Origin of the sequence: Micromonospora sp. CPCC 205739 (assembly GCF_036906795.1) — a bacterium.
Classification (GTDB): Bacteria; Actinomycetota; Actinomycetes; order Mycobacteriales; family Micromonosporaceae; genus Micromonospora.
Genome location: NZ_JBAKHS010000004.1, coordinates 107,489 through 130,740, shown reverse-complemented (window position 1 = coordinate 130,740; position 23,252 = coordinate 107,489). Strand labels below are relative to the sequence as shown.

Here is a 23,252-nt window from a genome sequence, read left to right as displayed (position 1 = left end):
ACCGCAGATCCGGTCAGGGCCGCCAGCCGTAGACGTGTTCGACGGCGAGCCGGATCACCAGCCGGCCGTCGGCGACCATCGCCGCCCGGTACTCCGCCCAGTCCGGGTGCTCGCCCCGGATCCGGCGATAGACCTCGACCAACTCCTCCACGGTGGCGTCGTCCTCGGTCGCAGCGGGCGGGGTGAGGGTGGCGGTCCCCTCGGCGACGGCGTACGCGCCGCCGTCGGGGGTGGTGACGTGGAAGCTGGCCCGGGGGTCGCGGCGCAGGTTTCGTGCCTTGGCCCGATCGCCGACGGTCGAGCAGCGGATCAGGCCCGGCTCGGCGAGGTAGTCGAGGTTGGACAGCTGGGGCCGGCCGTCGCGGCGCAGCGTCACCAGCACGCCGCGCCCCCGCTCTCCGAAGAGCTCCCACAATTTGGTTGACATGTCATCAACCTAGGGACGGTGTAGATGACGTGTCAACCATCCGGCTACGCTGTCCGCCATGGACGTACCCCGCTGGCTGGACGACCGCGAGGACCGCGCCTGGCGGGGGTACCGCCGGATGCGCCGGCTGCTCGACCTCCAGCTGGCCCGCGACCTGATGCGCGACGCCGGGCTCTCCGAGCCCGACTACGACGTGCTCTCCGACCTCTCCGAGGCGCCGGACGGGCGGCTGCGGCTGGGCGAGCTGGCCGACCGGATGCTCTGGTCGCGGAGCCGTCTCTCCCACCACCTGAGCCGGATGCAGCAGCGCGGGCTGGTCGTTCGCGAGGAGTGCACCACCGACGGCCGTGGCTCGGTGGTGGTGCTCACCGCCGAGGGCCGACGGGCCATCGAGGCCGCCGCCCCCGGCCACGTCGCCGCCGTCCGCCGGCACCTGATCGACCTGCTGGACCCGGACGAGCTGGCCGCGCTCGACCGGTTCACCCACCGGGTCGTCGACCGGCTGGCCGGGGCCGGCGACGCCGGGCGCGCGTCCGGCCGGGGTCCCGAGCCGCTCACGTAGGCTCACCGGGTGACCGCGCCGCACCCGCCCGAGCAGCCCGGGGCCGGGATGCACCCGGCCGTGCTGGCCCGGCTGCGCTGCCCGGTCTGCGCCGAACCGCTGGCCCCGGCCCCCGACACCCGCGCGCTGCGCTGCCCGCGCCGGCACAGCTTCGACGTCGCCCGACAGGGGTACGTCAACCTGCTCACCGGCCGCGCCCCGCACGTCGGGGACACCGCCGAGATGGTGGCCGCCCGGACGGACTTCCTGGCCGCCGGGCACTACGACGTCGTCTCCGCCGCGCTCGCCGAGGCGGCCACCCGGATCGTCGCCCCGGCCACCGCCGGCGACCGGCCGGACGGTAAGCCGGGCGTCGGGGCGTACCCGCTGGTGGTGGACGCCGGGGCGGGCACCGGCCGGCACCTCGCCGCGGTGCTGGCGGCGCTGCCCGACGCCGTCGGCCTGGCTCTGGACGTCTCCAAGCCGGCGCTGCGCCGCGCGGCCCGGGCCCACCCGAGGGCCGCGGCGGCGCTGGCAGACACCTGGCAGCGGCTGCCGCTCGCCGACGCCTCGACCGCCGTGCTGTTGAACGTCTTCGCCCCTCGTAACGGCGCGGAGTTCCACCGGGTCCTCGATCCGGCCGGGGCGCTGCTGGTGGTCACCCCGACCGACGCGCACCTCGCCGAGCTGGTCGACGCGCTGGACCTGCTGCGGGTGGACCCGGCCAAGGCGGACCGGGTGGCCGAGAGCCTGGCCGGTCACTTCACCGAGGAGCGCGCCGCCGGGCACACCGCCCGGCTGCGGCTGACCCGGGCCGAGGTGGCCACCCTGGTCGGCATGGGCCCCAGCGCCTGGCACACCGACCCGCAGCGGCTCGCCGCCCGGATCGCCGCGCTGCCCGAGCCGGTCGCGGTCACCGCCGCGGTCCGGCTCACCGTCTGGCGCCCACGCTGACCACCGGGCTCAGGTGGAGAGGTCGACCTCTTCCCAGCCCGGCGGCTCGTCGTGGTACGGCCCGCGCAGCACCACCGCCCACTCCAACGCCCAGCGCCGCTGGCCGATCGCGTTGGCGTCCACCAGGCCCGGCAGTGCCAGGCCGCGCTTCTCCGCCTCCAGGTACGCCCAGTCCAGGCAGTAGTGCAGGTCCAGCAGAGCGGCGGCATCGGCCGGGTGCTGCGGCGCGGCCAGGATGCGGGCCCGCCACTGGCCGAACGTCTCCCCGCCGGCGAGGTGCGGCATCCGCTCCACCAGCCGCTCGTCGACCGGAATGGTCGGGTCGAGCTGCTTGCTCAGCCCGAGCACCCAGGCCAGTGAGAAGAGCGCGTCGTGGTGCAGCACGAACGAGCGGTGGTCGCCCTTGCCGCCCATCACGAACTGCCACTCCGGCGGGGTGACCATCTCGACCAGGTGCGAGTCGAGCAGCCAGCTCATCGCCGCCTGCGGCGGCATCCCGAAGCACCGGGCCAGGATCAGGTGCAGGACCGCGATCCGCGCCTCGATCTCCTTGGTGGGACGCAACTCGATCTCGTCGCCCGGCTCCCAGACCAGCGGGAACTGCGGCGGCGGCAACGGCAGGCGCAACCGGGACAGCTCGTCCAGGCTCGCCTCACGGACTTCCCGGGGATCGGGGGCGGGTACCAGCACGGTCGAAGTCCCTGTCTGCTCGCGTCGGCGTCACCGCCGGACTATCCCCCTGGGCTGGGAGAGTAGCGCCCGGGGCGGGTCGGCACCACGCCGAGGGTCCGCCACCGACCGACCGGTCCCGCGCGGTCGGCCGTTCAGCCGATCCGCTCGATGACCAGCGACGACGCGGCCGGCGCGGTGGGTGCCAGGCGGACCGCCCGCTCGGCCTCCGCCCGCGCCGCCGGAATCCGGCTGGCCTGGTCGGCGCGGAGCTCGTAGAGCGGGTCGCCGACCCGGACCGGGTCGCCGGGCCGCTTGTGCAGCACCACACCCGCGGCCGCGCTGACCGGGTCCTCCTTGCGGGCCCGCCCGGCGCCGAGCCGCCAGGCGGCCACCCCGATCGCGTACGCGTCGATCGAGTAGACGAAGCCGTCGGCCTGGGCGCGGACCACCTCGACCTCGTTGGCGGTCGCCATCGGGGCGTCCGGGTCGCCGCCCTGCGCGCGGATCATCGCGCGCCAGGCGTCCATCGCGCGCCCGTCGCGCAGCGCGGCGGCCGGATCGGCGTCCGGCAGGCCGGCCGCGTCCAGCATCTCGCGGGCCAGGGCGAGGGTCAGCTCCACCACGTCGGCCGGGCCGCCACCGGCCAGCACCTCCACCGACTCGGTCACCTCGACCGCGTTGCCGACGGTCAGGCCGAGCGGGGTGGACATGTCGGTGAGCAGCGCGACCGTCTTCACCCCGTGCGCGCCGCCCAGCTCGACCATGGTCCGGGCCAGTTCCCGTGCGTCGTCGACGGACTTCATGAACGCGCCGGAGCCGACCTTCACGTCGAGCACCAGCGCGCCGGTACCCTCGGCGATCTTCTTGCTCATGATCGAGCTGGCGATGAGCGGGATCGCCTCGACGGTGCCGGTGACGTCGCGCAGCGCGTACAGCTTGCGGTCGGCCGGGGCCAGCCCCTCGCCGGCCGCGCAGATCACCGCGCCGACGTCGCGCAGCTGGGAGATGAACTCGTCGTTGCTCAGCGCCGCCCGCCAGCCCGGGATCGACTCCAGCTTGTCCAGCGTGCCGCCGGTGTGCCCGAGGCCGCGCCCGGAGAGCTGCGGCACCGCGCCGCCGCAGGCCGCGACCAGCGGGGTGAGCGGCAGGGTGATCTTGTCACCGACGCCGCCGGTGGAGTGCTTGTCCACGGTGGGCCGGGCCACCGGCGAGAGGTCCAGCCGCTCACCACTGGCGATCATCGCGGCGGTCCAGCGGGCGATCTCCGGCGGGGTCATCCCGCGCAACAGGATCGCCATGGCCAGCGCCGACATCTGCTCGTCGGCCACCAGCCCCCGGGTGTACGCGTCGACCACCCAGTCGATCTGGGCGTCGCTCAGCACACCCCCGTCCCGCTTGGTCCGGATGACGTCGACCGCCGTGAACGCACTCATCGTCGAGTTCCTCTGCTTGTCTGGTTCTGCTGATCGGCGGTACGCCAGGACGGGTTCAGCCGGCGGGCCAGCGGGTGGGGATCTCCATCGGGGGCTCCCCCTCGCCGGCCCAGAAGATGGTGCCGCTGGCGTCGACCACCACCACCCGGGGCGTCCGGGCGTGCCCCCAGGTGATCGCCGCGGCCGGCTCGTCCCAGCTCGGGCCCTCCTCCAGCACCCCGGTCTCGGCGCCCTCGGCGTCCCCGGCCGACCGTTCCCAGTACGCCGTCCAGACCTGCTGCCCGGCGGACATGTCGGGGTGCACGAAGACGGTGCCCCGCCCGCGCCAGGCGGCCAGCCGCTCCGGCACCACCGGGACCGGCTGTTCCCCGGTCACCGCCTCGATGTCGGCCACGTCGAAGGCGTGCGGCAGCAGCTCCGCCATGCGCAGCGGTCGCCCCTTGGACTCGACCAGGCACTCCGGCCCGCCGTTCTCCCAGAGCAGCTGCCGGCACCGGCCGCACGGCATCAGCGGCTCGCCGGTGGCGTCGACGCAGGACATCGCGACGAGCCGGCCACCGCCGGAGGCGTGCAGGGCGGAGACCACGCCGCACTCGGCGCAGAGGGTGACGCCGTACGCGGCGTTCTCCACGTTGCAGCCGGTCACCACCCGGCCGTCGTCGACCAGGGCGGCCGCCCCGACCGGGAACTTCGAGTACGGGACGTACGCGTGCCGCATCACCTCGGTGGCGGCGGCCCGCAGCCGCTCCCAGTCGATCTCGGTCATCCCACCATTCTGCCCAAGTCAGGCTGGTCGGGCGCGGGAAGGGGTACCCCTGGTGTCCGCCGACACCCGCCCGCCCCCGGGAACGACCGTGCCCGGCGGGGAATCCCCCACCGGGCACGGATCACGGGCGTCCGCCGACGGCTCAGCCCTTGATGTACGGCTTGCCGTCCGCTGCGGGAGCGCGCACCCGGCCGACCAGCCCGGCCACCGCCAGGATCGTCGCCAGGTACGGCAGCATCGCCAGGAACTGGCTCGGGATGCTGCTGCCGATCGCGCCCAGGTAGGTGGCGAGCTGGTCGGCGAAGCCGAAGAAGAGCGCCGCGAGCAGCGCCCCGGTCGGGCTCCACCGGCCGAAGATCAGCGCGGCCAGGGCGATGAAGCCCTTACCGCCGATCATGTTCTTGGTGAAGCTGTAGAGCGCCAGCGTGTAGGAGGCGCCGCCGATGCCGGCGACCACGCCGGCCAGCAGCACGTTGCGGTAGCGCAGCCCCAGCACCTTGACGCCGAGGGTGTCCGCCGCGGTCGGGTGCTCGCCCACCGACCGGGTCCGCAGGCCCCACCGGGTGCGGAACAGCGCGATGTGGATGACCAGCACCAGCAGCAGGCCGAGGTAGAGGAAGATGTTGCCGCGGAACAGCGCCGGCCCGATGACCGGGATGTCCTCCAGCAGCGGGATCTCCCAGTTGGTGAAGCGAGGCGCGCTGTTGTACTTCTCCGCGTTGGTCTGCATCAGCCGCTCGTAGAGGAAGCCGGTGATGCCGACCGCCAGCAGGTTCAGCACGACACCCATGACCACCTGGTCGACCAGGTAGCGGATGGCGAAGACCGCCAGCAGCAGCGAGATGAACGCGCCGCCGATCGCCGCGGCGACCAGGCCCACCCAGACGCTGTTGAAGATGCTGCCGAAGAGCGCGCCGCTGAAGGCGCCCATCAGCAACTGCCCCTCGATCGCCACGTTGACCACGCCGGAGCGCTCGCAGAGCACGCCGGCCAGGGCGCCGAAGATCAGCGGCAGGGCCAGGATGAAGGTGCCCCGGACGATGTTGACCATCGGCATGAAGTTGCGGCCCTCGGGGGCGGCCGACACCTGCCAGCAGAGGAAGCTCAGCACGAAGGCGACCAGCCCGACGCCGAGCACCAGGGTGAACCAGCGCTTCGGGATCCCGGCCAGCAGGGCCGCTCCGGCCGCGGCGGCGATGATCCCGAAGAGGATCGCGCCGACCGTGCCGTTGATCTCCAACGCCGCGCCGCCCTCGGTCTCGCTGAGGGTGAAGCGCGCCTGCCGGCCGGTGGCCAGCGCGCCGAAGAGCACCGTGGCGAGCACGCCCAGCGCCAGCAGGACCGCGCCGATCTTGCGGTTGCGGGTCCAGAATCCCTCGTCGACCGTTGCGACGGCGACGTCGGGGACAGCCATGGTGGACATGCCTTACCAGCCCTTCGCCAGGCTCGTCTGCAACCGGGCGGCGCGGGCGGCCCGGAGCTGGAAGATCGCCTTCACCAGGGCCGGTGCGGCGATGAAGATGACGATCAGCGCCTGGAGCACGGTGACCAGCTCCAGCGAGATCCCCGAGTACGACTGCATCCGGTTGCCGCCGGCCTGGAGCGCACCGAAGAGCAGCGCCGCGAGTAGCACGCCCCACGGCTTCACCCGGCCCAGCAGCGCGACCAGGATGCCGTCGAAGCCGATCTGCGCGACCACCAGCGGGGTCAGCGCGTTCGCCGTGGTTCCCAGCACCATCTGGCTGCCGCCGAGGCCGGCGAGCAGACCGGCGATCACCATGACCAGCACGTACGTCCGGGTGACGCTGATGCCGGCCGTCCGGGCGGCGTCCGGGTTGGCGCCGACGGCGCGCAGCTCGAAGCCGAGCGTGGAGCGGTTGAGCAGCCAGGCGACGAACCAGGTGGCCAGCACCGCGACCAGGATGCCGGCGTGCACGCGCAGGTCGTCGCCGAGCAGGCGGGGCAGCTGCGCCGAGGAGTCGACCGGCTTGCTGATCGCGTCGGCGCGCTCCGGATTCTGCACCCCGTTCTGGATGATGACCCAGGAGAGGAAGTAGACCGCGATGTAGTTCAGCATGATCGTGTTGATCACCTCGTGCGCGCCGGTGCGCGCCTTGAGGATGCCGGGAATGAAGCCCCAGATCGCGCCACCGGCGGCACCGGCGATCAGCGCGACGAGCAGGTGCACGAGCGGCGGCAGCGGCAGGGCGAAGCCGGCGATCGCGGCGAGGATGACGCCCATGGTCGCCTGGCCCTGGGCGCCGATGTTGAACAGCCCGCCGCGGAAGGCGAGCGCCACCGACAGGCCGGTGAAGACCAGCGGCGCGGTGTAGGTGAGCGTCTCGGAGATCGGGCTCAGCGCGGCCTGGAAGCCGACCGCGTCGGGGTCGAAGACGGCGCCCTTGAACAGGTTCGCGTACGCCTCGCTGACCACCGTCCAGCTGGAGGTGAGCGCGTCACCCGGCCGGGCGGTGATGTAGCCGTAGGTGGCGAGCACGTCCGGGTCCGAGACGATGATCAGGATTGCGCCGACCACCATCGCCAGCACCAGCGCGAGCACCGTCACGGTGACCGTGTTGGCGGCCCAGAGGTTGTCCAGGAAGAGCCGGCCCAGGGTGGGCCGGGGCTGATCCGTGGGCTGCTTCGGCGCGGTCATGGTCGCGCCGCGGTCGGTGTTGCCCGCCTCGTCCTGCGCGGCCTGCGCCTCGGTCGCCGGCTCCTTGTCCGGGGAGCCCGACACCGCGTTGGAGTTGCTCATGCCTCGTCCTCGTTACCAGGGCCCTCAGGGGCCGGGGCCACGGCGCCGGTCGGGGTCGCCCCGGCGGTCCCGCCGGCGGCGTCCGGGGTGATGCCGGCCATCAGCAGGCCGATCTCCTCGCGCGGGGTGTCCGGGCTGACGATGCCGATGATCCGGCCGCGGTACATGACCGCGATCCGGTCGGCCAGGCCGATCACCTCGTCCAGCTCGCTGGAGACCACCATGACGGCGGTGCCCACGTCCCGCTCGCGGATCACCTGGCTGTGGATGAACTCGATCGAGCCGACGTCGACGCCCCGGGTCGGCTGGGCGGCGATCAGCAGCTTCAGCGGCCGGGACAGCTCCCGGGCCACGATCACCTTCTGCTGGTTGCCGCCGGAGAGGGTGCCCACGGAGGCGTCGGCCGAGGAGGTACGGACGTCGAACTGCGCGATCCGCTCCTTGGCCGACTTCGCGATCGCGTCCGGCTTGAGGGCCAGGCCCTTGCCGAAGGGCGGCCGGTCGTAGATGTCCAGGACCAGGTTCTCCGCGACGGAGAACTCCTTGACCAGGCCGTCGACGCTGCGGTCCTCGGGGACGTAGCCGACGCCGGCCCGCAGCACCTTCTTGGTGGACCAGCCGCGCATCGGCTCGCCGTCGAGGGTGACCGTGCCTGCGAGCGCCGGGCGCAGGCCCATGATCGCCTCGATCAGCTCGGTCTGGCCGTTGCCCTGCACGCCCGCGACGCCGAGCACCTCACCGGCGTGCACGGTCAGGTCGACGCCGTCGACCGCGCGGATCCGCCGGTCGTCGTCGACGACCAGGCCGGAGACCTCGAGCATCGGCTTGCCGGGGGTGGCCGGCTGCTTGTCCACGGTGAGCCGGACGCTGCGCCCCACCATCAGCGCGGCCAGCTCGTCGCGGCTCGCCTCCGGGGAGGCGGTGCCGACGGTCTTGCCGCGCCGGATCACGGTGATCCGGTCGGCGATGGCCTTGACCTCGCCGAGCTTGTGGGTGATGAAGACGATCGACTTGCCGGCGGCCTTGAGCGACCGCATGACCGTGAGCAGTTCCTCGGTCTCCTGCGGGGTGAGCACCGCGGTCGGCTCGTCGAGGATGAGCAAATCGACGTCGCGGGTGAGCGCCTTGACGATCTCCACCCGCTGCTGGATGCCGACCGGCAGGTCCTCGATCACCGCGTCGGGGTCGACCCGCAGGTTGTACCGCTCGGAGACCTCGGCCACCTCGCGGCGGGCCCGCCGCCGGTCCAGGAAGCCGGCGATGCCGCCCCGGACCTGCTCGGCGCCGAGCATGATGTTCTCGGCGACCGTGAAGACCGGCACCAGCATGAAGTGCTGGTGCACCATGCCGATCCCGGCCGCGATCGCGTCCGACGGCCCCTTCAGCTTCAGCGGTTGGCCGTCGACCAGGATCTCGCCCTCGTCGGGCTGGTAGAGCCCGTAAAGCACGTTCATCAGGGTCGACTTGCCGGCGCCGTTCTCGCCGAGCAGGGCATGAATCTCTCCAGGCTCCACCGTCAGGTCGATGTGGTCGTTGGCGACCAGATCACCGAACCGCTTGGTGATGCCGCGCAGTTCGAGTCTCAGCGCAACCTCCTGGAGTGCGAGCGATGGTGCAGCCTAGCTGCCGGTCGGCCGACCGGCAGGGTCGGCCGCAAGGTGGAGCGGATCGGCCGCCCCGGCGCACGCGGGGTGTCCCACGTACGCCGAGGCGGCCGATCGTCATGCCTGTTGCCCGCCGGCCTCCGCTGCCGATGATTTCATCGCGGCGGCCGGGGAGGCGGTCACTTGGTCGGCTGGGCCTTCGAGGTGACCGTGATGGTGCCGGCGGCGATGTCCGCCTTGATCTTCTCGACCTCGGCCTTGAGGTCCGCCGGGACCTTGGTCTCGAACTCGTGGTACGGGGCGATCGAGACGCCGTTGTTGGCCAGGTTGCCGACGAAGCCCGGCTGGGCCTGCAGCTTCTCGCCACCGGCGGCCTTGAGCACGGCGTCCTTGACGGCGTCCGGAATGTTCTTGACGACCGTGGTCAGCAGCGCGGCGCAGTTCGGGGTGCTCTCGCAGCCGTCGACGTCCACCCAGATGACCGAGTACTTGCCGCCCGAGGCCTGGGCCGCGGCGGTGGTGCCGAGGCCGGCGCCGCCGGCGACCGGCATGACGATGTCCGCGCCCTGGGCGACCAGCGTGTCGGAGACCTTCTTGCCCTCGTCCTGCTTCTGGAAGTCGTTGGTGAAGGAGCCCTTCTGGGTCGCCTTGTCCCAGCCCAGCACCTGGACGTTCTTGCCCTTGGCCTTGTTGTAGTGCGCCACGCCGTCGACGAAGCCGTCCATGAAGATGGTCACCGGCGGGATCGGCAGGCCACCGTAGGTGCCGACCTTGCCGGTCTTGCTCATCCCGGCGGCCAGGTAACCGGCCTGGAAGGCGGCCTGGGCGGTGTCGAACTGCATCGGGTAGACGTTGCCGACGCCCGGGTTCGCGTCCACGATGCCGAACTGCTGGTTCGGGTTCGCGGCGGCGATCTTCTTGGTGGCGTCCGACATCAGGCCACCGACGGCCAGGATGAAGTCGCACTTCTGGTTGACGTACCCGGTCAGGTTGACCTCGTAGTCCGCCTCGGCCTTCGAGGCGACGTACTTGATCTCGATGTTGTCGTTCGCCTTCTCGGCCTCCTGGAGACCCTTCCAGGCGGAGGTGTTGAACGACTTGTCGTCGATGCCGCCGACGTCGGTCACCATGCAGGCGCTGTACTTCTTGGCGCCGTTGCCGGCGTTGTTGTCGTCCTCGGGGGCCTCACCACACCCGGCGGCGGCCAGCACGAGCCCACCCGCCGCGATCGCGGAGGCGATCCGCATCCCACGCACAGAGCGCAAGACGTCTCCTTCCCATTGCACACCGCGCCTCGTGCGGTGGCAGCCCTTGAACCGACCAGCGCTGTGCTGCCGGCATCCCACGTTACGGACGGGAGCGTACGCCCGCGCCCACCCACCGGCCGCCAATCGTGCACGACTGTTGAACGCCTGTTATCCCGGCGTAACCCTGGCGTGGGGCAGATCACTCAGAGTACTGATACGTGACCCGACCGCTGTCCCGAAAGTCCCTTTCCCCGGGCCCGCGGGCGGGTGCGTGAGGCTACCGCCAGAACACCGCGACCGCCGCGTTGACCAGGGTCAACCCGACGAGCGCGAGGAAGTGCCCGCGGTTGACCTCAGCCCGCTTCCGGGAGAAGAAGACCATTACGAAGATCAGCAGAGCCAGCACCAACTTGGTAACAAGCTTCGCCGGGGCGGGCTCGTCGCCCTCGCGCAGCGGAGCGGCGAGCCCGATGCCGGTGAGCAGACCGATCACCGAGCCCCAGAGCATGGCCGCGTTGATCCGCAGCCGGCCGCTGACGTACTGGGCGATCGCCCCGCCGAGCAGCAGCGCGAACCCGATCAGATGGACGTAGAGAAGTACCAGCCGAAGAGCTTCCACGCCGGCCATCCTCCCCCACCAACGACAGTTCGTAGTAGCCGCCCCGCCCGGCTGAGCTCATACCGTGATCTCGTCGGCGTCAGCGGACCGCGGCGCGCGGCTCCGCGCCACCAGCACCAGGGCGAGCCCGGCCACCGCGTAGCCGGTCAGCACGGCGACCGACCGGCCCGCGCCGGCACCGTCGAAGAAGGCGGCCGACCGCAGGAGCGTCCCACCGGCGCCCACCGGCAGGAACTGCCCGACGGCACCCCACGGCTGCGGCAGCAGCTCCGGCGCGGCGCTCACCGCGGAGAGCGGGTTGCCCAGCAGGAAGACCAGCAGCGCGCCCACGCCGAGCCCCGGGGCGCCGAGCAGCGCGCCCAGCCCGGCCACGGTGCCGGCGGCGGCGAGCGCGAAGAGTCCGACCGCCGCGCCCTCGGCCACGAGGTCGCCCCCGATCACCCCGAGCCAGCCGTGCAGCACCGCCGTGCCGACCAGCGCGGTGAGCAGGGCGTAGCCGAGCAGCCCGACCAGCCGGGCACGCCGGCCGGCGACCAGGGTGGCGAGCAGGACGCCCGCGAGCATGCTGGCCAGCGCCAACGGCAGGAAACCGGCGGCGAAGCCGGCCCCCCGCGGGTCGTCCGGGTCGGCCGGCACCACCGCCGTCACCGGCACCGGCCGGCCGCCGGAAAGTCCCGTCGCGGCCTCGGTGAGCAGGGCCGCAACGGTGGGGCTGGCGGCCGGGGCGGTGTGCAGCCCGACGCCGTCGGGGCCGACGACAAAGGCGGCGTACACCTCGCGGTCGCGCAACGCCCGGTCGGCCGCCGCGGCGTCCGGTAGTTCGGTGACCACAAAGGCGCCGGGCCGAGCGGCCGCGAGCCGGCCGGCCAGCTCGGCGGTGGCCGGCGCCGGCCCGGCGACGGCGACCGGCAGGTCGCGCGGCGCCAGGTTCGCGGCGGGCCCGGCGAACAGGGGTACGAGCAGCGTCTGCACCGTCACCGCGAGGGCGGCGACGAGCACGGCGAGCAGCATCGGGGGCCGGGACGAACGGGACATGCCCACTCCTTAAAACGAACGCTCGTTTTCTTAAATCGAGCGTGCGCCTCGCCACGGCCGTCCGTCAAGAACGAGCGTTCGTTTTACACTGTGTGTCATGCCACGCGTATCGGACGCCCACCTCGCGGCCCGTCGACAGCAGATCCTCGACGCGGCCCGGCGCTGCTTCATGCGTGACGGCTTCCACAACACCTCGATGCAGGACGTGATCGCCGAGGCGGGGCTCTCGGTCGGGGCGGTCTACCGCTACTTTCCGAGCAAGAACGACCTGATCACCTCGATCGCCCAGTCGGTGATCGGCGGGGCGGACGCCGTCTTCGCCGAACTGGCCGCCGCCGAGCCGCCGGTGCCCCTGGTCGAGGCGCTGGACCGGGCGCTGACCTACGTCGACGCCCAGGCGGGTGAGGACGGCGTCCTCCGCCTGGCGATCCAGGTGTGGAGCGAGTCCCAGCGCGACCCGGCGCTCGCCGCCTTCGTGCACACGACGTACAGCGGCTTCCGCGACTACTTCGCGCTGCTGGCCCGGCGGGCCCGCGAGGCGGGCGAACTTCCTCCCGACGCCGACCCGGACGCGGTCGGCGCGGCGCTGTTCGCCCTGGTCCCGGGGTACGTCCTGCAGAAGGTCCTCACCGGCCGTCCGGACCGGCACACCTACCTCGCCGGGATCCGCACCCTGATCGGCGCCGGCCCCGCCTGACCCCGCACCGCCCCTGCCGGAACGGCCCGGCGAGCGCGGGAGCGCCAGGTCAGGACAGGCGCCAGACCTGGAAGGTCGGGCCGTCGCCGGGGAGGGTGACCACGCCATCGGCGTCCGGGCGCAGCGCCGGGGCGCCGCCGTACACGTTCTCCCCCGCCCGCAGCCCGGCCAGCCGGACCGGCCGCCCGGCGGCCCGGCGGGCGAGCACCAGCACCGCGCCGGTCGGGGCCTCGCGGAGGAAGACCAGGGTGTCGGCGTCGACGTGCACCCGACGCAGGCCACCGTGGCGCAGCGCGGGGGTGTCGCGGCGCAGCGCCAGCAGCCCCCGGTACGCGGCGAAGGTCGCCTGGTCCCAGCTCTCCGGCCGGTGCCACGGCATCGGGGTCCGCGAACCCTCGCCGTTGGCGCCGGTCAGCCCCAGCTCGTCGCCGGCGAAGACCACCGGGGTACCCGGCATCGTGGCGAGCAGGCCGGCGGCCACCTCCTGCCGGGCGGCGTCGCCGACCACGGTGCGGATCCGGGCCGAGTCGTGCGAGCCGAGCAGCTGCCACGAGTGGGTGTACGAGCGCCAGGAGATCAGCGACCGGTAGGTGTCCATGGTGGCCAGCACCGCCTCGGCGTCCCGCCGTCGTACGCCGCCGGGGGTGCCGAGGAAGTTCGGCACCGGATCGTCGCCGTGCCGCAGCCAGGACCAGACCGGGTCGGTGAAGCCGACGTAGTTCATCGTCCCGTGCCAGCCGTCGCGGTCCAGGTCACCGGTGTGGTCGTGGCCGTGCTCGGCGAGCAGCAGGCCGTCGGGGCGGGTGTCGGCGACCACCTCGCGCAGCAGCCGCGCCACCTCGTGGGTGTACGCGTCCGCGCCGCGCCGGCCGGTCATGTTGGCCACGTCGACCCGCCAGCCGTCCAGCCCGTACGGCGGGCGCAGCCAGCGCCGCAGCAGCGAGTCCTCGGCGGTGGCGAAGCGCCGGCGCAGCTCGGCGCTGCCCCAGTTCAGCTTCGGCAGGGACTTGACCCCGTTCCAGGACTCGTACTCTCCGGTCGCCTCGTCGAAGTAGTACAGCTCCCGCTCGGCGGCGCGCACGTCCGCGGCGGCGGTGGTGAACCACTCGTGCGCGTCGCCGGTGTGGTTGCTGGTGATGTCACCGAGCAGCCGCCAGCCCCGGGCGCGGACCGCGTCGCCGAGCCGGGCCAGCGCGGCGTCCCCGCCCAGCAGCGGGTCGACGGTGTCGAAGCTGGCCGCGTCGTACCGGTGGTTGGAGCGGGCCGGGAAGATCGGGGTGAGGTAGAGGGTGTTCACCCCGAGCCGGGCCAGGTGGTCCAGGCGCTCGGTGATGCCGTCCAGGTCCCCGCCGTAGAACTGGTACGGCGTCTGCGGCCCGCGCCCGACGACCGGGGTGTCCCAGTCGCACGGGATCGCCCAGTCCGGCGGGGTGCGGCCGTCCGCGGCGGCGGAGCGGGCGAACCGGTCCGGGAAGATCTGGTAGATCACCGCATCGCGCGCCCAGGCCGGCGGCGGGGCGTAGCTGACCAGCTTGAAGTCGCCGTTGTCCGGCACGTCGTGGGAGACCAGGCCGGCGGCGTTCAGCCAGCGGTAGCCCTCGGCCCCGGAGAGCATGAAGCGGTAGTTGCTGACCGGGTTGCGGACCTCGACGTCGGCCCGCCACCACACGTCGCCGCCCTCGGTACGGTCGACGGTCGCCTCGGCGAAGTGCGGCTCACCGTCGCCGGTGGTGCGCACGTGCACCTGCCGCACGTCGGCGCCCGCCGGGACCCGGACGAAGACCGGCACGGTCTGCCCGAGCGCCGGCTCCTGCTCGGGAACGTAGGTCGCGGACCCGTCGTGGTGCGGCAACAGCGACATGACAGAACCCTTCGTACGTCGACACGGGAGAGCGGGGGTGGCCGCGGCGCTCCGGCGTACGTCGTCCCGACGCCCGCAGCCCTCATCCGGTTTGCGGCGTGTCGGGGTGTCCTCGGCCGACGACACCCCGACACGCCGCGAACCGCCGCCGCCTACGGACCCGGACCACTCACCTCGCGCCGCGCGGAGAGCGGCCACCCCTCCGATTAATCCATCCGATTCACCCCTTGACGGCGCCGGCCGTGAGGCCGGAGACGATGTAGCGCTGGAGCAGTTGGAACACCAGCACCGTGGGGATCGCGGTGAGCAGCGTGCCCGCCGCGAACATCCCGAAGTTGTTGTTGCGCTCACCGGCCACCAGGCCGAACATGCCGACCGCGAGGGTCTTCGAGTTGTTGTTGGTGAGGAACACGTTGGCGAGGATGAATTCGTTGATCGAGCCGATGAAGGCGAGCAGCCCGGTCACCGCCAGGATCGGCGCCACCAGCGGCAGCATGATCCGGAAGAAGACCTGGGCGTGCGACGCGCCGTCCATGGTCGCCGACTCGTCGAGTTCCTTCGGCAGGGTGTCGAAGAAGCCCTTCATCAGCCAGGTGTTCGCCCCCAGCGCCCCACCCATGTAGAGCAGGAACAGGCCCCACGGGGTGTTGAAGCCGATCGACGGCCACAGGTCGGTGACCGTGGTGAAGATCAGGAAGATCGCCACGATCGCCAGGAACTGCGGGAACATCTGGATCAGCAGCAGGGTGAGCAGGCCGACCCGGCGGCCGGCGAACCGCATCCGGGAGAACGCGTACGCGGCCAGCGCCGACAGGAAGATCGACGCGAAGCTGGCCACCCCGGCGAGCAGCAGCGAGTTCAGGAACCAGTGCCCGAACGCCGTCTCGGAGAAGAGGTTGGAGAAGTTCTCGAACGACGCGCCGGTCGGCAGCAGCTCGGTGGAGGAGAGCGTGCCCAGCGGGTTGAGGGCGGCGGAGATGACGAACAGGATCGGGAAGAGGCTGAACGCCACCGCGAGCACCCCGACCAGGTGCCGCCAACCGACCTGGGTCAGCCAGCGGCCCCTGGACCTGCCGGTCGCGTTGCGGTTGACGACGGGCGCCTCGGCGTGGGTCGTCACGAGTACACCTCCTCCTGCCTGCGGGTACGCGAGAAGCTGATGGCGGACACCACGGCCACGATCGCGAAGATGAAGATCGAGACGGTGGCGGCCAGGCCGTACTCGGCGCCCTGCGCGCCGAAGGCCAGCCGGTAGGTGTACGTGATCAGCAGGTCGGTGGCTCCGCTGCGCGGGTTGTCCGCGGGGAACGGGCCACCCTCGGTGGTGAACCAGATCGCGTTGATGTTGTTGAAGTTGTACGCGAATGACGCGATCAGCAGCGGCGAGATGGCCACCAGCAGCAGCGGCAGGGTGACCGCCTTGAACGACTGGAAGGGGCTCGCGCCGTCGACCGAGGTGGCCTCGGTCAGCTCCCGGGGGATGGCCTGGAGCGCACCGGTGGCGACCAGGAACATGTACGGGTAGCCGAGCCAGAGCTGCACCAGCAGCACCGCGATCCGGGCGGACCAGGTCTCGCCGAACCAGTCGACGCTCAGCCCGAACAGGTTGTTGACGAGGCCGAAGTCGGTGTTGAACATGTCCCGCCAGACCAGCAGCATCGCGAACGACGGCATGGCGTACGGGAGGATCAGCAGCACCCGGTAGAGGTTGGTGCCGCGCATCCGGGGCGAGTGCAGGGCCAGCGCGATGCCCATGCCGAGCAGGAACGTGAAGCCGGTCGAGCCGATCGCGAAGGCGAAGTTCCAGACCAGCGTGCCGAAGAACGGGCCGGAGATGTTCGGATCGGTCAGCACCCGGCTGAAGTTCTCCAGCCCGACGTTGACCTTCCAGCCCTGGGCGAGCCGCTCGCCGTCGGCGGCGACGAAGGAGCCGACCGACTCGTCGGCGGCCCAGGTCTTTCCGCTCTCGCTGTCCTTGATGCAGTCGCAGGCCTCGTCGTACGCGCGGACCGCGGTCCCCTCGTACGCCCGGGTCAGGCCGGAGGAGCGCAGCGCACCGCCGGCGGTCGGCACCACCAGGTCGGTGATGTCCTTGCTGCGGGCGCTGGCCTGGCCGAAGTTGAGCACGGTGTAGCCCTCGGCGGCGGTGACCTTGCCGCCCGGCGCCACGGTGACGTCGGCGGCGTCGAGCTCCTTGAGCCCGTCGGCGTCGCCGGCCGAGACGGTGCCGCTCTTCGGGTCCGTCACCAGGAAGACCAGCGGCCCGGTGGCCGGGTCGCCCTCGGTGGCGACCGAGAGCGGGTACTGCGCAGAGCCGGGGAGCTGCTTCACCGACGAACTCTGGATGGCGACGATCGCCTCGGACTTGTCGCCGCGGTGGCCGTCGCCGAAGTTCGTGAAGGCGGTGCTGGCGGTGTAGAGCACCGGGAAGACCTGGAACACGATCAGGAAGATCGTGCCCGGGATCAGGTACTTCGCCGGGATGTGCCGGGGGGTCAGGTAGAGGTAGAACAGGGCGGCGGTGGTGGCCACCAGGATCGCCAGGCCGACCCAGAGCTTCGCCTCGATGAGCGGGAAGGCCGCCCAGATCGCGATCCCGGCCACCAGGCCGAGCAGGACCACCTTGACGAGGAGGCCGGTCAGGGTGATCGGCGCGTGGTTCCGCGCGTCACGGGACTTGCGCGGGGGCCCGGAGCGAACGGGCCCCCGGCCCGGGGTCTGCTCAGCAGACCCCGGGCCGGACAGCGACGTGCTCATTACTTGATCTGACCGGAGATCGTCTTGCCGGCGGCGGTGACGGTCTTGGTCGGGTCGGCGCCACCGATGACGGCGGCCTCGGCCTTGCCGAACGGGTCCCAGATCGCGGCCATGGCCGGGATCGCCGGGAGCACCTGGCCGTTCTTGCCGGCCTCCTGGAACTTGGCCAGGTCCGGGTCGCTGCCCTTGACCTGGTCGAAGGCGGCGGTCAGCGCCGGCGGGCGCGGCTCGGCGTTGTACAGCGCCACGGCCAGCTCGGGCTTGGTCACGTAGTTGGTGACGAACTCCTGGGCCAGGGCCTTGTTCTTGCCCTTGGCGGCGACGTAGAACGACTGGACGCCCACGAACGGCTGGGCCTCCTTGCCACCGGCGAAGCCGGGGACCGGGGAGATGTCGTACTTGATGCCGGCCTTCTTGGCGTCGGCGATCGCCCACGGGCCGGAGACCAGGTAGGCGCACTTCTTGCCGGTGAAGGTGGCGATCGAGTTCTCGCCGGTGATGGAGCGCTTCAACGCCCCGTCGCCCTTCTCACCGAGCTTGGCGATCTTCTGGAACGCGGCGATCGACTCCGGCTTGCCCACGCCCAGGTCCTTCGGGTCGTAGTCGCCGTTGGCGGCGGTGCCGAAGAGGTAGCCGCCGGCCGAGGTGTACAGCGGGTAGATGTGGTACGCGTCGCCGTTCTGGCCGGACTGGAGGCAGAGGATCTCGCTGGCCTTCTTCTCGGCCTTGAGCTTCTTGCCGCTGGCGACCAGGTCCTCGATCGTCTTCGGAGCCTCGGGGGCCAGCTCCGTGTTGCGGATCAGCGCGATGTTCTCGGTGGCGTAGGGCACGCCGTAGACCTGACCGTTGAACGTGACGGCCTTGACGGCGGTCTCGTTGAAGGCGCTCTTCTGCTCGGCGGCGAGCTGCACCGGGTCGATGGCGCCGTTCTGCACCAGGTTGCCGATCCAGTCGTGCGCGCCGACCACGACGTCCGGGCCGCTGCCCTGCTGCGAGGCGGTGACGAAGTTGGTCTGCAGGTCCTTGGAGACGGCCTGCACCTCGACGGTGACGCCGTTCTCCTGGCCGAACTTCTCACCGAACGGCTTGAGGGCCGCGGCGCGCTTGTCGTCGGCCCAGATGACGAGCTTGCCGCTCGCGGCCTTGGGGGAATCCTTGGCGGCCGGCTCGTCCTTGCTGTTGTCGCCGCAACCGGAGGCGGCGAGCGCCAGACCGAGAACGGCGACCACACCCGTGGTACGGATGCGCATCGGTACTCCTGTCGTTGTGGCGACCCGCCGGGGGAAGGGCGGCCCGCCAGTGGAAAACCCTCTGAAAAGTTTCTTGCCAACCGGCGCTGCGGTGCTGCGCCGCTGCTCTCGCGTGTTGCCGGGACGTTAGCAAGAGGTTGCAGGGAATGGAAGGGCTTGCAGGACTGTACGCAAGAACTTGCCCGTGAGCTAAAGTGCCGCCATGCGCGCTCGACTGTCCGACATCGCCCAGCAGGCCGAAGTCAGCGAGGCCACGGTGTCGCGGGTGCTCAACGACCGCCCCGGCGTGGCCCCCGAGACCCGGCAGGCCGTCCTGACCGCCCTCGACGTGCTCGGTTACGAGCGCCCCGCCCGGCTGCGCAAGCGCAGCGCCGGGCTCGTCGGGCTGGTCGTCCCGGAGCTGGACAACCCGATCTTCCCGATGTTCGCCCAGGTCATCGAGTCGACCCTGGCCCAGAGCGGGTTCACCCCGGTGCTCTGCACCCAGACCCCCGGCGGGGTCACCGAGGACGAGTACGTCGAGATGCTGCTGGACCGCCAGGTCTCCGGGATCGTCTTCGTCTCCGGCCTGCACGCCGACACCGCCGCCAACCACGACCGGTACCGCGCGCTGATCGCCCGCCCGCTGCCCGTCGTCATGATCAACGGGTACGTCCCGGAGGTCGCCGCCCCCTTCGTCTCCTGCGACGACGGCGAGGCCGCCGAGCTGGCCGTCGCCCACCTGGTCGCGCTCGGCCACCGCAGGATCGGCCTGATCACCGGCCCGGACCGGTTCGTGCCGGTGCAGCGCAAGGTGGCCGGCTGGCGGACCGCGATGACCCGGCTCGCCGGCACCGACGAGCGGGACCTGGACGAGCTGGCCGAGCTCTCGCTCTTCGGCGTGGAGGGCGGCGAGGCCGCCGCCGGTCGGCTGATCGAACGCGGCGTCACCGGCATCGTCTGCGGCTCCGACCTGATGGCGCTCGGCGCGATCCGGGCGGCCCGGCAGCGCGGGATGTCCGTCCCGCAGGACGTCTCCGTGGTCGGCTACGACGACTCCCCGCTGATGGCCTTCACCGACCCGCCGCTGACCACCATGCGCCAGCCGGTCGCGGCGATGGCGGTGGCGGCGGTGCGGGCGCTGGTCGACGAGATCAACGGGCACGCCGCGCCGCACTCGGAGTACCTGTTCCGCCCGGAGCTGGTGGTGCGGGGCTCCACCGCGGTCGTCCGGGCGGCCGGCGCCGCCCCGGCCCGGGGCGACTCCCGGCGGCGGCCGACGCCGCCCGCGCTCGCCATCCCGGCCTGACCCGGCCACCGCGCCGCCCGATGGGCGCCGTCCCGCTCAGTGGGACGGGCGCCCGGTGCCGGCGTGCCGGTCGGACGGGAAGCGCCATCATTTCTTGCGCAAGGAATGCTTGACTCTTGCAGCAACCGGGCGGCATCCTGCACTGACAACCGCGCCCACCACCCACCCGCGCGGCTGCTCGCCGTCCCGCACCACAGAACGGGGATCGTCACCGATGACCGACGCCACCAACCCGGCACCGCCGACCGCCGACGACGACTGGTGGCGCTCCGCGGTCGTCTACCAGGTCTACGTCCGCAGCTTCGCCGACGCCGACGGCGACGGCGTGGGTGACCTCCGGGGCATCCGGGAACGGCTGCCCTACCTGCGCGACCTCGGCATCGACGCGCTCTGGCTGACCCCCTTCTACACCTCGCCGCAGATCGACGCGGGTTACGACGTCGCCGACTACCGCGATGTCGACCCGCTCTTCGGCACGCTCACCGACTTCGACGCGATGATCACCGACGCGCACGCCCTCGGGCTGCGGATCATCGTCGACCTGGTGCCCAACCACACCTCCAGCGCACACCCCTGGTTCCAGGCCGCCCTCGCCGCCGGCCCGGGCTCGCCGGAGCGCGAGTTCTACCTGTTCGCCGAGGGCAGGGGCGAGCACGGCGAGCTGCCCCCGAACGACTGGGAGAGCATCTTCGGCGGCCCGGCCTGGACCCGGGTGCCGGACGGCCAGTGGTACCTGCACCTGTTCGACCCGGCCCAGCCCGACCTGAACTGGCGGCACCCGCAGGTGCGCGCGGAGTTCGAGGACGTGCTCCGCTTCTGGCTCGACCGCGGCGTCAACGGGTTCCGGATCGACGTGGCGCACGGGATGATCAAGGCCGAGGGGCTGCCGGACGTCGGCTTCAGCTCGATGACCACCGGCCAGCGCCAGTCCGAACTGCTCGGCAAGGGCCGCCTGCCCTACTTCGACCAGGACGAGGTGCACGACATCTACCGCGCCTGGCGGCCGATCCTGGACAGCTACCCGGGCGGCCGGATGGCCGTGGCGGAGGCGTGGGCGGAGACCCCGCAGCGGCTGGCCCGCTACATCGGCCCGGACGAGCTGCACCAGGCCTTCAACTTCGACTTCCTCGACGCCACCTGGTCGGCCGACTCGTTCCGCAAGGTCATCGACACCGCGCTGGCCGAGTCCACCATTGTCGGCGCCCCGACCACCTGGGTGCTCTCCAACCACGACCGGCAGCGGCACGTCACCCGGTACGGCGACGGCGAGGTCGGCCTGCGCCGGGCCCGGGCCGCCGCCCTGCTGATGCTGGCCCTGCCCGGCTGCGCCTACGTCTACCAGGGCGAGGAGCTGGGCCTGCCGGAGGTGCTGGACCTCCCCGACGAGCTGCGCCAGGACCCGGCGTTCCTGCGTACCGGGGAGAGCCGCGACGGCTGCCGGGTGCCGATCCCGTGGAGCGGCGAACTGGCCCCGTACGGCTTCGGCCCGAAGGGCAGCGAACTGAGCTGGCTGCCGGCCCCCGCCACCTGGCGGGCCCTCTCGGTGGCCGCCCAGACCGGCGTCGCCGGCTCCACGCTGGAGCTCTACCGCGCCGCGCTGCGGATCCGCCACGAGCACCCGGCGCTGGCCGGCACGACCGGCGGGGTGACCTGGCTGGAGGGCGGGCCCGGGATGCTGGTCTTCAGCCGCTCCGCCGGCGACACCACGCTGACCTGCGTGGTCAACATCAGCGGCGCGCCGGCCCTGGTCGAGGGGTACGGCCGGCCGCTCGTCGCGAGCGAGGAACTCACCGCGCAGGGGTCGGGTCAGCTCCTGCCGGTGGACGCAGCTGCGTGGTTCGAACGGCGCTGAGCCGGGTAACCCGCCATCGACCTGGTCGTCCGTTGTGCTCCGCGCCGACGGGCGGCTGGGCCGCCGACCCCTTGTGGTGGGGGGTGAGGTGGCACCGGCGCCCCGGGGATTCCCCCGGGGCGCCGGTGTCCGTTCGGCCCCGCACCACGTGTCGCTCCCCCGGCCCCGGGGTAACGGTGGGAAGGACCCTCCGGAGGTGGCCGATGACGCTGCACGTCGCGCAGTACACCCTCGACGTCACCGACCTCGACCTGATGGCCGGCTTCTGGTCGGCGGCGCTGGGCTACCGGGTGGACCGGGGCGGCGACGGCAACGCCAAGCTCCGGCCCCCGCCCGACCGGCCGGCCGGCGCCCCGACGGTCTGGCTCCAGGCCTCCGGTACGCCCAAGCGGGGCAAGAACCGGCTGCACCTGGACCTGGTCGCCGACTCCGACCCGCAGGCGGAGGTGCGGCGGCTGCTCGCGCTGGGCGCCCGACCCGCCGACGTCGGCCAGTCCGGCGACGAGGGCTTCGTCGTGCTGGCCGACCCCGAGGGCAACGAGTTCTGCGTGCTGGACGGACCGCCCCGCTGACGGGTCAGCGGCCCTTGCGCCGCAGCAGCTCCCCGATCCGCTCGAAGCCGGCCCGCAGCTCCTCCTCGCTCGGCACGGGCTGCGGCGCGAGCGGGTGCTCCGCCCGCCCGGCCGCCTGCTCCAGCTCCTCGTCGATCACGTCCTCGAAGTCCCCGTAGAGGTCGGACTCGTCGATCCGGGCCGCCTCGTCCTCGGCGGCGATCTGCGCGGCGGCGATCTCCCCGCGCACCTCCTCGGCCGACAGCGCCGGCACCAACGGCTCGACCACCGCCATCAGCTGCTCCTCGGCCACCACCGCCTCGGCCAGGGCCAGCGCGTGCGGGCGCTCGTACGGGCCGCAGACCACCGGCTCCCACTCCGCCGGGTCGCCGAGCGGGCCGAACGTGATGATCCACGGCAGGCCGAGCATCGGCGAGTCGTCCGGCAGGTCCAACGTCACGAGTGCGCCCACGCGCTCATCATGGCCCGTCGCGGCGGAAAGGTGAGTGGCATTTGCGGCAACTGCCGGTTCGCGCACGGGTCGATTTCCTGACCTGATCGTCGATCGACTCAGCCCGGGCGGGCGGCGTCGAGAGCGGCGCGGACCAGGGCCAGCGCCCGATCCGGCGGCACGCCGAGGCGCACCGCCTCGTCGGCGTACCGGGCCGCCGCCCGCTGCAACCGGTCGGTCGCGTCGTCACGGCCCGGCGCCACGTACGTCCCGTGCCGACCCCGGGTCTCCAGCAGCCCGGCCGCCTCCAGCTCCCGGTACGCCCGCGCCACGGTGTTCGCCGCCAGCCCCAGCTCGGCGGCGAACTGGCGCACCGGCGGCAGCCGGGTGCCCACCGGCAGCCGCCCGTCGCCGACCATGGCGGCCAGTTGCCCGCGCACCTGCTCGTACGGGGGCACCGCCGAGCCCGGGTCGATGTCGATCAGCACG

22 protein-coding genes are annotated in these 23,252 nt (G+C 72.3%); 6 read left to right on the top strand and 16 right to left on the bottom strand.

The genetic code is table 11. The features are described 5' to 3' along the window. Positions 1-13 precede the first annotated feature (13 nt). Positions 14-427 (bottom strand): PPOX class F420-dependent oxidoreductase, encoded by a 414-nt coding sequence (locus V6U88_RS08855; protein WP_334451459.1) that lies wholly within the window; start codon positions 425-427, stop codon positions 14-16. 58 nt (positions 428-485) lie between these two features. Here V6U88_RS08855 and V6U88_RS08850 point away from each other — a divergent pair, with 58 nt between their 5' ends. Both V6U88_RS08850 and V6U88_RS08845 read left to right on the top strand, forming a co-directional pair. After that, complete coding sequence (locus V6U88_RS08850; protein WP_334451458.1) at positions 486-989, top strand: MarR family winged helix-turn-helix transcriptional regulator; 504 nt, start codon at positions 486-488, stop codon at positions 987-989. A gap of 48 nt (positions 990-1,037) precedes the next feature. Then, the gene (locus V6U88_RS08845; RefSeq protein WP_334451902.1) at positions 1,038-1,922 is read left to right on the top strand and encodes a putative RNA methyltransferase; all 885 of its coding nucleotides are present in this window, start codon (positions 1,038-1,040) and stop codon (positions 1,920-1,922) included. Positions 1,923-1,931: 9 nt separating this feature from the next. Here the strand turns inward: V6U88_RS08845 and V6U88_RS08840 are convergent, their stop codons facing one another. From V6U88_RS08840 to V6U88_RS08800, 9 genes are all read right to left on the bottom strand, one after another. Then, the gene (locus tag V6U88_RS08840; RefSeq protein ID WP_334451457.1) at positions 1,932-2,612 is read right to left on the bottom strand and encodes a DUF4272 domain-containing protein; all 681 of its coding nucleotides are present in this window, start codon (positions 2,610-2,612) and stop codon (positions 1,932-1,934) included. A gap of 134 nt (positions 2,613-2,746) precedes the next feature. Beyond that, the gene (locus tag V6U88_RS08835; RefSeq protein WP_334451456.1) at positions 2,747-4,027 is read right to left on the bottom strand and encodes a thymidine phosphorylase; all 1,281 of its coding nucleotides are present in this window, start codon (positions 4,025-4,027) and stop codon (positions 2,747-2,749) included. Positions 4,028-4,082: 55 nt separating this feature from the next. Next, the gene (locus tag V6U88_RS08830; protein ID WP_334451455.1) at positions 4,083-4,793 is read right to left on the bottom strand and encodes a cytidine deaminase; all 711 of its coding nucleotides are present in this window, start codon (positions 4,791-4,793) and stop codon (positions 4,083-4,085) included. A 142-nt stretch (positions 4,794-4,935) separates the two neighbouring features. Then, positions 4,936-6,216, bottom strand: coding sequence for an ABC transporter permease (locus tag V6U88_RS08825; RefSeq protein WP_334451454.1), 1,281 nt, complete (start codon positions 6,214-6,216; stop codon positions 4,936-4,938). A 3-nt stretch (positions 6,217-6,219) separates the two neighbouring features. Further along, on the bottom strand, positions 6,220-7,449 hold the full coding sequence (locus V6U88_RS08820) for an ABC transporter permease (RefSeq protein ID WP_442934606.1): 1,230 nt from the start codon (positions 7,447-7,449) through the stop codon (positions 6,220-6,222). Between the two features lie 98 nt (positions 7,450-7,547). Beyond that, complete coding sequence (locus V6U88_RS08815) at positions 7,548-9,077, bottom strand: ABC transporter ATP-binding protein (protein WP_334451900.1); 1,530 nt, start codon at positions 9,075-9,077, stop codon at positions 7,548-7,550. Between the two features lie 257 nt (positions 9,078-9,334). After that, complete coding sequence (locus tag V6U88_RS08810; protein WP_334451898.1) at positions 9,335-10,402, bottom strand: BMP family lipoprotein; 1,068 nt, start codon at positions 10,400-10,402, stop codon at positions 9,335-9,337. A gap of 277 nt (positions 10,403-10,679) precedes the next feature. Beyond that, complete coding sequence (locus V6U88_RS08805; RefSeq protein WP_334451451.1) at positions 10,680-11,021, bottom strand: hypothetical protein; 342 nt, start codon at positions 11,019-11,021, stop codon at positions 10,680-10,682. A 57-nt stretch (positions 11,022-11,078) separates the two neighbouring features. Continuing rightward, the gene (locus tag V6U88_RS08800) at positions 11,079-12,056 is read right to left on the bottom strand and encodes a hypothetical protein (protein ID WP_334451449.1); all 978 of its coding nucleotides are present in this window, start codon (positions 12,054-12,056) and stop codon (positions 11,079-11,081) included. A 97-nt stretch (positions 12,057-12,153) separates the two neighbouring features. On the opposite strand from V6U88_RS08800, the gene V6U88_RS08795 reads away from it, so the two are divergent. Continuing rightward, positions 12,154-12,753: a TetR/AcrR family transcriptional regulator gene (locus V6U88_RS08795; RefSeq protein WP_334451447.1), complete on the top strand. Its 600-nt coding sequence runs from the start codon at positions 12,154-12,156 to the stop codon at positions 12,751-12,753. A 49-nt stretch (positions 12,754-12,802) separates the two neighbouring features. Here V6U88_RS08795 and V6U88_RS08790 read toward each other — a convergent pair whose 3' ends face one another. The 4 genes from V6U88_RS08790 to V6U88_RS08775 all read right to left on the bottom strand — a co-directional run bounded on the left by V6U88_RS08790 (position 12,803) and on the right by V6U88_RS08775 (position 18,621). Beyond that, entirely contained in the window at positions 12,803-14,614 is a 1,812-nt protein-coding gene (locus V6U88_RS08790; protein WP_334451446.1) for a glycoside hydrolase family 13 protein, read from the bottom strand. 220 nt (positions 14,615-14,834) lie between these two features. After that, positions 14,835-15,734, bottom strand: a complete 900-nt coding sequence (locus tag V6U88_RS08785; protein ID WP_334451444.1) for a sugar ABC transporter permease — start codon at positions 15,732-15,734, stop codon at positions 14,835-14,837. Beyond that, positions 15,731-17,371 (bottom strand): ABC transporter permease subunit, encoded by a 1,641-nt coding sequence (locus V6U88_RS08780; RefSeq protein WP_334451443.1) that lies wholly within the window; start codon positions 17,369-17,371, stop codon positions 15,731-15,733. Before V6U88_RS08780 ends, V6U88_RS08785 begins: the two co-directional genes overlap by 4 nt. Further along, the gene (locus V6U88_RS08775) at positions 17,371-18,621 is read right to left on the bottom strand and encodes a sugar ABC transporter substrate-binding protein (protein ID WP_334451441.1); all 1,251 of its coding nucleotides are present in this window, start codon (positions 18,619-18,621) and stop codon (positions 17,371-17,373) included. Before V6U88_RS08775 ends, V6U88_RS08780 begins: the two co-directional genes overlap by 1 nt. 202 nt (positions 18,622-18,823) lie before the next feature. Here V6U88_RS08775 and V6U88_RS08770 point away from each other — a divergent pair, with 202 nt between their 5' ends. From V6U88_RS08770 to V6U88_RS08760, 3 genes are all read left to right on the top strand, one after another. Beyond that, positions 18,824-19,909 carry a LacI family DNA-binding transcriptional regulator gene (locus V6U88_RS08770; protein ID WP_334451439.1) on the top strand — a complete coding sequence of 362 codons (1,086 nt, stop codon included), beginning with the start codon at positions 18,824-18,826 and terminating at the stop codon, positions 19,907-19,909. A 214-nt stretch (positions 19,910-20,123) separates the two neighbouring features. Next, entirely contained in the window at positions 20,124-21,761 is a 1,638-nt protein-coding gene (locus tag V6U88_RS08765) for a glycoside hydrolase family 13 protein (RefSeq protein ID WP_334451438.1), read from the top strand. A 203-nt stretch (positions 21,762-21,964) separates the two neighbouring features. Next, the gene (locus V6U88_RS08760; protein ID WP_334451436.1) at positions 21,965-22,333 is read left to right on the top strand and encodes a VOC family protein; all 369 of its coding nucleotides are present in this window, start codon (positions 21,965-21,967) and stop codon (positions 22,331-22,333) included. 4 nt (positions 22,334-22,337) lie between these two features. On the opposite strand, the gene V6U88_RS08755 is transcribed toward V6U88_RS08760, so the two are convergent. Then, complete coding sequence (locus V6U88_RS08755) at positions 22,338-22,784, bottom strand: hypothetical protein (RefSeq protein WP_334451435.1); 447 nt, start codon at positions 22,782-22,784, stop codon at positions 22,338-22,340. Between the two features lie 98 nt (positions 22,785-22,882). Next, positions 22,883-23,251 (bottom strand): GntR family transcriptional regulator, encoded by a 369-nt coding sequence (locus V6U88_RS08750; RefSeq protein WP_334451433.1) that lies wholly within the window; start codon positions 23,249-23,251, stop codon positions 22,883-22,885. Position 23,252: the final 1 nt, after the last annotated feature.